Raw genomic sequence first — 9636 nt, forward strand, 5'->3', positions numbered from 1 at the left:
AGGCCGTCGGCGACCTCGCGGTCGACGTCTCGCTGGCGCGGTTCGCGGAGGCCCACGACCTCACGCGCCCCGAGTTCGTGGACGCGGACGCCGTCGCCGTCGAGAACGCCCGGAACCTCTCGCTCGCGGCCGAGGGCGCGGATGTCCAACCGGTGACGTACGCGGTCGGCGAGCACTCGCTGGCCCCGCCGTCTGGCGACCGCGTCACGGTGCTCACGGGCGCGAACTCCGGCGGGAAGACGACCCTCCTGGAGACGCTGTGTCAGGTCGCCGTGCTCGCCGCGATGGGGCTGCCCGTGCCCGCCGACCGCGCCGAACTCGGGCCGGTCGACGCCGTGGTCTTCCACCGCCGGCACGCCTCCTTCAACGCGGGCGTGCTGGAGGCGACGCTAAACTCCGTCGTCCCGCCGCTCACCGAGGGCGACCGCACGCTCATGCTTGTCGACGAGTTCGAGGCCATCACCGAGCCCGGGAGCGCCGCCGACCTCCTCCACGGCCTCGTCACGCTCACCGTCGACGAGCGGGCGCTGGGCGTCTTCGTCACGCACCTCGCGGACGACCTCGAACCCCTGCCCGAGGTCGCGCGAACCGACGGCATCTTCGCGGAGGGCCTCAGTCAGGACCTCGAACTGCTCGTGGACTACCAGCCGCGCTTCGAGACCGTCGGGAAGTCCACGCCGGAGTTCATCGTCTCCCGGCTCGTCGCCGACGCCGGCGACCGCGCCGAGCGCGCCGGCTACGAGACGCTCGCGCGCGCCGTCGGCGAGGAGGCCGTCCAGCGCACGCTCGCGGACGCCGAGTGGACCGAGTAATCAGCTTCTGCCGGCCAGCGGCCCCACGTCGGCGTACTCGGCCTGCCAGTACCAGATGAGCGGGACGCCGACCGCGGTCGGCCACAGCCACGCGACGACCTCGGGGACCATCGCGGCGTTGACGACGGAGACCGCGGTGACGGTCGCGATGTACGCCGCGACCATCCGCGAGAGGTGGTCCACGAGCCACGCGCGGTCGGTGCCCTGCCAGTACGCGCGCAGGTCGCTCCCGCCGAGCAGGCCGCCGATGCCGCCGAAGACCACCATCACGACGCCGAACGAGTCTCCCCCTGCGACGAACGTGACGCCCCACGCGCCGAGCGCCACGCACGCCACCACGACCACGGCTGCCGCCGCCCAGTCCGCCGGCGTGGGGTCGTCGCCGGGACGCTTGCGGGCCAGCGCCCGCGCTCCCGAGAACGCGAGGTAGCCGCTGAACACCGCGACCAGCAGGAGGAACGTCCGGAAGAACGTCGGGTCGAGCGCGAACAGCGGGAGCACCGTCACGACGACGGCGGCCATCGCCGCGACGTAGACGCGGCCCGCGCGCCGGTGACGGCGGCCGCCCTTCTCGGTCGCGAGCGCGACGCCGCCCGCGACCAGCGCGACGACGCCCGCGGCGACGTGCGTCCACAGCGTCGCCGCTTCCGCGGTCACCATGCGTACGCCCGCGGCCGCGACGAGCATAAGTGTCGGTGCCAGTCCGCATCGACCTCGCTCGGCCGTCCCACCAACGACTTAGTGGCTGGTCGCCCTCGCTGTCCTCATGCCACTCGACCTCTCCGTGCTCGCGTCGCTGGCCGCGGTCGCCGTCCTGCTGGCCGTGTCCGCGTACTTCTCCAGCACGGAAATCGCGCTGTTCTCGCTCACCGACGAACGCATCGCCGACCTCGCCGCGGGCGACGACCGCGGCCACGCGCTGAAGGCGCTCCGCGAGGACCCCCACCGGCTGCTCGTGACGATTCTCGTCGGCAACAACGTCGTCAACATCGCCGTCTCCAGCATCCTCACCGTCCTGCTCGTGGCCTACCTCCCGCCGGAGCTCGCGGTCGTCGGCACGACGCTGATCGCCACCTCGCTCGTGCTCGTCTGCGGGGAGATTCTCCCCAAGTCGTGGGGGCTGGCGAACGCCGAGTCGTGGGCGCTGACCACCGCCCGACCGCTGAAGTACGTCGCGCTCGCGCTCTGGCCGCTGGTCGCGTTCTTCGACGTGCTCACGCGCCGGCTCGCCGGCGCCACCGGCGGTAGCCCCGACATCGAACAGGAGCTCCTCGACGAGGACTGACGGCGCCGCCGCTGGGCGGCGAGAAAGAACGGAGGAAGTGAGACGTTACGACTTCCGGCGCTTGCCGGCGTTCGTGCTCGGGCGCAGGTGCTCGGTGCCCTTGCCGCGGTTCTGGAGGCCGCGGGCGCGCTGCCCGGCGCTGGTCTTCCCGTGGAAGACGCGGCCCCGCTGGCTGTCGTCGCAGATCCAGTTGAGGTCGTCGTCGTTCTCGATTGCGCCGTGCTCGGGGTCCAGCAGAATCACTTCGAACCACTTCTGCGAGCCGTCCTCGCCGACCCAGTAGGAGTTCAGGGTGCGGAGGTTGACGTACTTCCGGGACGCGCGCTCCTCGGCGATGCTCTGGAGGTTCTTCGCGCGGCCGATGCGGTTGACGCCCTGCCGCTTCGTGCGGCGGCCCGCCTTGAAGCGGGACTTCCGGGCGGTGCCCTTCCGCACGCTGACCCGCGCCACGACGACGCCCTGCTTGGCCTTGTAGCCGAGCTCGCGGGCCTTGTCGAGGCGGGTCGGGTGGTCGACGCGGACGATGGCGCCCTGCTTGCGCCAGTCCTGCTTGCGCTGCCACTGGAGCTCGGCGAGCTTCCCGTCGTCCGGGTCCCGCCAGGCTTCCTTGATGTGGGAGTAGAAGCTTCGTGTCATGTGTTGTCCGCGGGCGTTGGGTGGTTCAACCGGGAGACGCCACGCGTCTCCGAACGACCGAGCGGTTGACACCGCTCGGCTGCACCGAGGTCCGTCGGACCTCGCAGGTCACATCCCGTCCCGACTGCTCGTCGGGAGCCCGCTGGAGCCCGCTCGCCAGCGAGTTACCCGGAGTTCGTCGCGGCGGGGGTTAAGAACTTCGAATCCTACTCCACGTCGAACGCGAGGTCCGCGCGCTCGAAGCGCAGCCCCGGGCCGTCCGGCCGCTCGACGAGCGTCGCCCCGTCGAACTCCTCGGGCACGGAGAACACGACGAGCATCCGCCCGGACTCGCCGGGCGCCGCGGTCGCCGCCGAGAGCTGCTGGCGGAACTGCTGGCTGGCGTTCTCGAAGCGCTGGTGGCCGTAGTTCGTGCCGTTCACGGCCAGCGCGAAGTTCTGGTTGCGCACGACCACCTGCGAGTCGCCCGCGGTCACGTTCATTTGCACGAGCACGAACGTCTCGCCGTCCGCGGGCTCGTAGGTGTTGTTCGCGGTCCGGAGCTCGTCCTGCACGCGGACGTCCCACTCCGCGGTCGCCGTGGTGTTCTCATCGGCCGCCATCGAGAACGCGGTGACCGCCGGGCCCGCGTCGCCGGCACCGCTGCCGCCGCCGACGAACGGCACGAAACTCAGCAGCGTGCCGCCCGCGAAGACCGCCGCCAGAATCACCACGACCGCGACGACGATGGGGACGATGGGGACGCCGCTGGGCACGCCGCCGGGCAGCGGCGGGGTCGGCACGTTGTCCAGCAGCGACCCGTCGTCGCCTCCTTCGAACTCCTCGACGAGGTCCTCGGCGCCCTCGTCGCGCACCGACGACGCGAGCTCGTTCGGGTCGAGGAGGTGGACGTCGCCCGCGTCCGCGGCGCTCCGCGCGCCGGTCGTGAACCGACCGCGGGTCGCCATCACGCGCACGTCGACGCCCTTCTTGTCGCAGAACGCCGCGAAGTCCTCGACCTCGGAGGCGCCGATTTCGGTGTCCTCGTCCGGCCGGACGCCGATGAGCCCGCGCTTGCCGCTGTCCTTGTCGCCGCCGACGAGGTACGTGCCGTCGTCGTTCTCGGTCACCGACGTCGACCACCCCTTCTCCTCCCAGAACGCCGCGAGGAACTCGGGGAACGCCGACGCCCGCATCTCGTCGAACATCACGCACTCCTCCCGGTCGGACGCGTACTCTGTCCCGTCATACAGTCCCCAGCTATCACCCTAATCACCACGGTGCCCCCTCATAAACGGTCGGGTCCCCGGCGCGCCGCCAGCAGCAGCGCGGCGACGACCGCCGCGAGCGTCGTCGCCGGCGACAGCGGCACGAACCCGCCCGAGGAGTTGTCGTTGCTCGCCACCGGCGCGAGCGGCGGCTCCTCGTTCACCTGAAGCGACACCTCCGTCGTCGTCGGCGCTTGCGTCTCGTTCGCCGCAGTCGTGGTCGGCTCCGCCGGCGTCGACGGCTCGACGAGTGCGGTCTCCGCGACCGGCGACCCCGAGGACTCGTAGGCCGGGTCGTCGGCGTCCAGCTCGCCGTTCCCGTTCCCGTCCACGACCGCCCGCGCGGTCACGTTCGTCGGGCCGTCCAGCGACTCGTTCAGCGTCACGTCCACGCTCCCGTTGGTCATCTGGGAGAGCGGCCCCGCGGTGCCGATGGTCTCGTTGTCCGCGGTGAGTTCGAGGAACCCCGTCCGCGACATCGTCACGCGCTCGACGGTCACCGAGCCGTTCTGGACGACCTGCGAGGGGAACAGCAGCGACGCGTTCGCTACCGTCAACTCGACTGTGTGTTCGGTCGCCTGACGGTACTCGTCGACGTACAGTGGGAACGACGCCGGGCGTTCCGCCGGACTGAAGTCGAACGTCGTCTCGAAGGAGCCGTCCCTCGACACCTCTACGACGCTCTTCCAGAGGTACGAGTTCGGCGGCTTCTGAAGTGCTCGGACCTCCAGCGACGTCCCCGGGAGCAGATTCGACTTGCCCGAGACAACCATCTCGTTGCTCTCCCAGGGCGGCAGCGTGAAACTCGGGTCAGCACTAATGCCGACGGACGGCTCGACGACCGTCACGCGTTCGACCGCGAACGTCTCGTCCTCCGCGAGCAGGGGATTCTCGCTGGCGTTCACGGACAACTCGAACTCGTAGGTGTGGTTCGACCCCGGGTTCAGGTCGACGCCGCTCGTGTTCCACAACACGCCGAATTCGCTGCCAGCCGCTCCAAACTCGCCGATGACCTCGAGGTCCTCGGCGGTGTACGTCTCCCGGTCGGTGTTCGGTTCGGGGTCGAGTTCTCGCACCCGCATCTCGAACCCCTCGCGGTCGAGGTCGTCCATCGTCAGCGCGCCGCTGAACGGAGCCCCGTACCCACTGTCGTTCTCGTCGACGACGAACGCCGCGTAGTCGCCGACCACGACGTTGTCGTTCCCGCGACCGATTTCCTCGTGCGTTTGGATGCTTCCGACGCCGGTGTCGGCGAGTTCTGTCTCGCCGGACAGCGCACCGCTCTCGCTCGTGACCTCACCGTTCGGGCTGACGGTGAACTCTCCGGTCGCCTCGACGTCGCCGTCGATGGTCACGAGCAAGTCGTATGTCCCAGGCTTGATAGCCTCCGAGAGTGGTTCTCCCTTCAGGTGTGGCGTCCCTGGGCCTTCGATGAAATCGCTGGCAGTGTCGCCCGTCGTGGCGTACGTGTCGAGTTCGAGACTTCCGCTACCGGACCCGTCCAGTTCGACGACGGTTTCGAACCCGCCACCAGTGATGGTGAGGTTCGCGGGTGCGGAGTGACTGAACGAGATGATGGACGTCTCTCCGCGGACGACGTCGCTCCCGCTGACCGAGGCGGATTCTTGCTGAGCAGCTCCTGGTGCGACTCCGGCGAGGACGGCGGCGACGACGAGCGCGGCGACGACGGGAGCGGAGCGGGTGTGTGCCATGACCGATTGCAGTTCGCCCTTCACTTCCGCGCCGTGGTATAAATACGGCAGGGTGTCGAGTCAGCCGCCGAACACGTCCTCGGGCGGTCGCTGTCTCCGATCGAGGCGACGACGCCGACGAGCCGGGATTCTATATCGCGAGAAGTAGTTTATCGGTCGTCACGCGGAACAGCAGTCGCTATCGGATCTGTGTGCGAGCGCCGCGAAAACCCTCAGAATTCGGTGACGGAGCCGAACGACCCGCTCGCGACCGCGTCCGCGACCGCGGACTCGTCGATCTCGGGCACGTCGCCCGGGTACTTCTGCCGGAAGTAGCCGACGATGTTCCCGACGTCGCGGGCAAGCAGCTCGCGGGCGTTCTCGTGGTCGCTCGGGGTGGCCTGCGGCCAGTCGAACAGCGTCACGCCGTCCTCGCTGACGAAGACGTTGTACTCGCTGATGTCCGCGTGCACGTACCCCGCGTCGTAGGCGGTCGCCATCTCCCGGAGGACGAGGTCGAGGACGCCGCTGGCCTGCTCGGGCTGTAGTTCCGCGCGCGAGAGCTCCACGCCGTCGACCCGTTCCATCACGATGGCGTGGCGGTTCTGGTCGACCGGCCGCGGCACGTTCACGTCCGGGTACAGCGTCTCCAGCGCCTCGTACTCGCGCTCGGCGGCCTTCCGCGCGGTGTACTGCCAGGACGTGTGCTCCTTGTCGCTGGTGTAGTCCCGGCCGCGGCGGACCTCCCGGAACTGCGTGTACCCCTCGCGGTGGAACTTCAGCGCCATCGGGCGGAACGACTGCACCTCGTAGACGTCGCTCTCCTTGCCCACCCCGAGCGGCGCGCCGAACCCCTCGACGGTGTCCCGCTCCGCGAACGCGTGCAGCGCGAGCGCGTCGTAGCCCGCGAACGTGAGCTGGACGCCCTCGTACTGGATGGTCTTCCGCTCGAGGAACTCCCGGTCGAGCATGCGGTCGAGCCGGTAGTCGACCTCCTCCTGGGTCAGCCGGGAGAACTCCGGGAGCTTCTCGCGGCTCACCCACTCGGAGAACCGCATCCCGTGTTCGACCCCGGAGAGGAGGTGGAAGTCCTCGGGGTCGAGGTCCGCCATCTCGCTGGCGACGTTCCGAACCATTCACCGAACGTAGCGGACGGGTGGGTAAAAGCTACGCGCCGCGCGCCGATGGCGACAATTCCGCCGGAGCGCGGGGTTTTGGACTGATACGAGCCACTCACCCCCGATTCTGGCTGAAAGCTGCTTCCGGCACCGCTGGCGCTTCTCCGGCCGGTGTTCTGTGCGCCGGGCGAATCAACCCCCGAACATCGATAAATTACATACTACGATATAGAATCGGGGGTGCGGCGGTGTTCGCGGTCCGAGCCCGCGCACAGATTCCCGGGTCGCTCGGCGCGCTCGGCGGCGGCCGCGAGCGAGCCGCCAGCCGCACGGCTTTTTGCGGGCGGCCGCGAACTCCGGGTATGACGCTGGCCGACCGCGAGTGGCGGCTGATCCCGGAGGAGGCCCGTGACGGGCCGATGCAGATGGCGCTCGAGGAGGTCGCCGCGCAGACCGCCGCCGACGGCGGGCCGCGGACGGTCCGCGCGTACCAGTGGTCGCCGTCGACGCTCTCGATGGGGTACCGGCAGGCCGCCGACTCCGTCGACTGGGCGTTCGCCGAGCGCGAGGGCGTCACCGTCACGCGCCGGCAGACCGGCGGCGGCGGCATCTACCACGACGAACACGCGGACATCTCCTACAGCATCGTCGCGCCCGCGGAGGAGCTCCCCGGCGACCTGATGGACTGCTACGAACTGCTCTGCGAGCCGATTCTGGACGCTTTCCGCGCGCTCGGCGTCGACGCCGACTTCGTCGACGACGAACATCCGGCGATCCACGAGCCCGCGTGCTACCTGCGCGCGCTCCACCCCGCCCACGACGTCGCCGTCGACGGCCGGAAAATCAGCGGGAACGCCCAGTACCGCACCCGCGACGCGGTCATCCAGCACGGGTCGCTGTCATACGACCTCGCGGTCGACGCCCACCTCGGCGTGTTCGCCGACCACGCCGTCGACGCCCAGCGGTTCCGCGAGCGCGTCACGAGCATCCGCGAGGAAGCCGGCGTCGACCGCGAGACGGCGGTCGGCGCGCTGGAGGACGCGCTCGCGGACTGGTGTGACGCGCGCGTCGGCGAGTGGACCGACGACGAACTCGACGCCGCGCGCGAACTCGCCGCGGAGAAGTACGCGACCGACGACTGGACCCGCGAGCGGACTAACTGAAGCCGAACGTCTCCGCTTCGCCGCCGGCGTGTTCCTCGACGGCCTCCCGGATCTCGCTCAGCGGCGGCTGGTCGCGGGTCGGGTCGAGGGGGTGTTCGCCCACCCAGCGGTACCGGACGACGCCGTCGGTGTCCACGAGGAAGACCGAGCGCTTCGACCGCGGGAACAGCTTGAACGTGCGGTAGGTCACGCCGAACGCGTCCGAGACGTCGAGGTCGGTGTCGGCGTACAGCGGGAAGTCGATGCCGAGGTAGCCGATGAACCGCCGGTGGGTCGCCACGCGGGACTTGCTCGCGCCGACGACGCGGACGTCCTCCGTGGACGTGAACCAGCCGTAGTCGCGGAACGAACACCACTCGTTCACGCAGTCCGGGCTGAAGTCGTTCGTGTAGAAGACCACCAGCACCGGCTTGTCGTCGTGGAGGTCCGACAGCGCCGTCTCCTCGACGCTGTCGTCGGGATAGACCAGCGGCGCCGCCACCTCGGGCACCTCGTCGCCGACGTCGAGCGCGTCCCCCGGAGCCATATCGCAACGAGCGCGCTCGGCGGGCAAAGGTGTTGCGACGCTTCGAAGCCTCTTTGCCCCCTGCGGCGAACGACAGCGTATGCGAGTAGGCGCACACGTCTCCATCGCGGGCGGCGTCGACAACGCCGTCGAGAACGAACTGGACGTCGGCGGGAACTGCGGACAGATATTCACGCACTCGCCGCAGGTCTGGCAGGACCCGAACGTCGGCGACGACGAGGCCGAAGCGTTCCGCGAGGGCACCGACGAACACCTCGACGGCCCGTGGGTAATCCACTCGTCGTACCTCGTGAACCTCTGCACGCCGAAGGACGACCTCCGCGAGAAATCCGTCGACAGCATGCAGAAGGAGGTCGACGCCGCGGCCGAGCTCGACATCGAGTACGTCAACGTCCACCTCGGCGCGCACACCGGCGCGGGCGTCCAGCAGGGCCTCGACAACGCCGTCAGCGCGCTCGACGAACTCGACGTCCCCGACGGCGTCACCGTCCTCGTGGAGAGCGACGCGGGCTCGGGCACGAAGCTCGGCGGCGACTTCGAGCACCTCGCGTACGTCCTCGAGGAGTCCGCCCACGACCTCGGCGTCTGCGTCGACACCGCCCACGCGTTCGCCGCGGGCTACGACCTCTCCTCCCCGGAGGCGGTCGCCGACACGCTCGCGGAGTTCGACGACGTCGTCGGCTTCGAGCACCTCCACTGCGTCCACCTCAACGACTCCAAACACGAGTGCGGGACGAACAAGGACGAACACGCCCACATCGGCGAGGGCCTCATCGGCGAGGACGGCATGGACGCGTTCGTCAACCACGACGCCATCGTCGACGAGGACGTGCCGCTCGTGCTGGAGACGCCCCACGAGGACGGCCGCGGGTTCGCGTGGAACATCGAGAAGGTGCGAGAGCTGCGAGAGTCGTAGACTCTCGGGGACGTGAACGGCGACCGACGGGAGCCGTGAGTTCCGGGGCCCGGACACACCGACCGGAACCGACCGAGGACCCGTCCGCTTTTGCCGACCCCGGTGTTCAGTGCTGGTGTGCGCCGATTCAGCGCCGACTACCTCGAGGAGACCCGCCGCGGCATGTGGGCCGAACGCGGGGCGCTCGACGCGCTGGAGCTCGGGAGCCGCGAGCGGATTCTCGACGTCGGCTGCGGCACCGG

At 69.6% G+C, this 9636-nt stretch carries 9 protein-coding genes and 2 pseudogenes; 5 read left to right on the forward strand and 6 right to left on the reverse strand.

The genetic code is table 11. The features are described from left to right. A pseudogene (locus GJ634_RS12200) lies at positions 1–812 on the forward strand (DNA mismatch repair protein); the annotation flags it as partial. Here GJ634_RS12200 and GJ634_RS12205 read toward each other — a convergent pair. Then, positions 813–1472: a hypothetical protein gene (locus GJ634_RS12205; RefSeq protein WP_157503028.1), complete on the reverse strand. Its 660-nt coding sequence runs from the start codon at positions 1470–1472 to the stop codon at positions 813–815. A 106-nt stretch (positions 1473–1578) separates the two neighbouring features. On the opposite strand from GJ634_RS12205, the gene GJ634_RS12210 reads away from it, so the two are divergent. Continuing rightward, on the forward strand, positions 1579–2097 hold the full coding sequence (locus GJ634_RS12210) for a CNNM domain-containing protein (RefSeq protein ID WP_157503031.1): 519 nt from the start codon (positions 1579–1581) through the stop codon (positions 2095–2097). A gap of 45 nt (positions 2098–2142) precedes the next feature. Here the strand turns inward: GJ634_RS12210 and GJ634_RS12215 are convergent, their stop codons facing one another. The 4 genes from GJ634_RS12215 to GJ634_RS12230 all read right to left on the reverse strand — a co-directional run bounded on the left by GJ634_RS12215 (position 2143) and on the right by GJ634_RS12230 (position 6807). Next, the gene (locus GJ634_RS12215; RefSeq protein WP_157503033.1) at positions 2143–2733 is read right to left on the reverse strand and encodes a 50S ribosomal protein L15e; all 591 of its coding nucleotides are present in this window, start codon (positions 2731–2733) and stop codon (positions 2143–2145) included. A 206-nt stretch (positions 2734–2939) separates the two neighbouring features. After that, positions 2940–3920: a restriction endonuclease gene (locus GJ634_RS12220; protein WP_157503035.1), complete on the reverse strand. Its 981-nt coding sequence runs from the start codon at positions 3918–3920 to the stop codon at positions 2940–2942. 80 nt (positions 3921–4000) lie between these two features. Next, on the reverse strand, positions 4001–5692 hold the full coding sequence (locus GJ634_RS12225; RefSeq protein WP_157503037.1) for a BGTF surface domain-containing protein: 1692 nt from the start codon (positions 5690–5692) through the stop codon (positions 4001–4003). A gap of 212 nt (positions 5693–5904) precedes the next feature. Next, positions 5905–6807 (reverse strand): serine/threonine-protein kinase RIO2, encoded by a 903-nt coding sequence (locus GJ634_RS12230; RefSeq protein WP_157503039.1) that lies wholly within the window; start codon positions 6805–6807, stop codon positions 5905–5907. Positions 6808–7151: 344 nt separating this feature from the next. On the opposite strand from GJ634_RS12230, the gene GJ634_RS12235 reads away from it, so the two are divergent. Next, positions 7152–7952 (forward strand): biotin/lipoate A/B protein ligase family protein, encoded by an 801-nt coding sequence (locus tag GJ634_RS12235; protein ID WP_157503041.1) that lies wholly within the window; start codon positions 7152–7154, stop codon positions 7950–7952. Here the strand turns inward: GJ634_RS12235 and GJ634_RS12240 are convergent. Then, positions 7945–8478, reverse strand: a complete 534-nt coding sequence (locus GJ634_RS12240; protein WP_157503043.1) for a redoxin domain-containing protein — start codon at positions 8476–8478, stop codon at positions 7945–7947. The two genes, GJ634_RS12235 and GJ634_RS12240, sit on opposite strands and share 8 nt — an antisense overlap. 79 nt (positions 8479–8557) lie before the next feature. On the opposite strand from GJ634_RS12240, the gene GJ634_RS12245 reads away from it, so the two are divergent. Next, positions 8558–9394, forward strand: coding sequence for a deoxyribonuclease IV (locus tag GJ634_RS12245; RefSeq protein ID WP_157503045.1), 837 nt, complete (start codon positions 8558–8560; stop codon positions 9392–9394). Between the two features lie 117 nt (positions 9395–9511). Continuing rightward, positions 9512–9636, forward strand: a pseudogene (locus GJ634_RS16725) (SAM-dependent methyltransferase); the annotation flags it as partial.

It is taken from the genome of Halobacterium sp. CBA1126 (genome assembly GCF_009741975.1).
Classification (GTDB): Archaea; Halobacteriota; Halobacteria; order Halobacteriales; family Halobacteriaceae; genus Halobacterium.